The following is a 296-nucleotide window of genomic DNA, read 5'->3' as shown; positions in this document are numbered from 1 at the left end:
ATAACTTTTATCATTTTCACTATATACACCAGAAGCTGCTATGATGATAGTAGAACCATCTTTATACTCATCTATATTTAAATTATTTATATGAGTATAATTATCATGAGTATTCTTAGCTACACCTGCACTAATAATAGCTATACCTTCTCTTTTATCAGAAGCTGTACCTAAAGCTAAATTATCAAAGATAAAAGTATTATTAGCACTTTCATTTTTTGCATTAATAACATAAACATTATCATGTGCTGCAGAAGAATAATCTTTAATATTTAAAGTATTATCATTAGCATTTT

At 25.3% G+C, this 296-nt stretch carries 1 pseudogene; it reads right to left on the bottom strand.

What is annotated here, in order from left to right:
- Positions 1-296, bottom strand: a pseudogene (locus CAMP5082_RS08365) (hypothetical protein); the annotation flags it as partial.

Origin of the sequence: Campylobacter sp. LMG 17559 (assembly GCF_024723605.1) — a bacterium.
In the GTDB taxonomy this organism is placed as follows: domain Bacteria; phylum Campylobacterota; class Campylobacteria; order Campylobacterales; family Campylobacteraceae; genus Campylobacter_D.
The sequence above is the reverse complement of the archived record's forward strand: the minus strand, read 5'-3'. Positions and strand labels throughout refer to the sequence as shown.